The organism is Filimonas zeae (assembly GCF_014641615.1).
Taxonomy (GTDB): Bacteria; Bacteroidota; Bacteroidia; order Chitinophagales; family Chitinophagaceae; genus Filimonas; species Filimonas zeae.
Window position 1 is genome coordinate 1 of the sequence record NZ_BMIB01000021.1, and the last position, 536, is coordinate 536.

The 536-nt window shown below is 47.9% G+C and carries 1 protein-coding gene; it reads right to left on the reverse strand.

Features of this window, described 5'->3' with window-relative positions:
• A partial coding sequence (locus tag IEY13_RS30045; protein ID WP_188959475.1) for an Ig-like domain-containing protein occupies nt 1-536 on the reverse strand: 536 nt, incomplete at both ends.

The window sequence follows — 536 nt, forward strand, 5'->3', positions numbered from 1 at the left end:
CGAGCAGTATCCTGGCTTACACAACCCGAACCAGTGGTTACAGTATAAGTAATTACCGCATTACCGGCACCGACACCACGAACTATACCATTATTATCAACAGTGGCTACACCGGTAGCATTGCTGCTCCATACGCCCGTTCCACCAGTGGAAGCATTACTCAATGTAATAGTACTACCGGCACATACTCCACGGGAACCAGCGGTCTTCAACATCTGAGGTAAAGCGTTTACAGTTATACGGGCAGTATCCTGGCTTACGCAACCTAAACCAGTAGTTACAGTGTAAGTAACTACCGCATTACCGGCACCGACACCACGAACTACACCATTATTATCTACACTGGCAACACCAGTAGCGCTGCTACTCCATACTCCGGTCCCGCCAGCAGTGGCATTACTCAATGTAATAGTACTACCGGCACATACTTCACGAGAGCCAGCGGTCTTCACTATCTGAGGTAAAGCATTTACAGTCACACGAGCAGTATCCTGGCTTACACAACCCGAACCAGTGGTTACAGTATAAGTAATTAC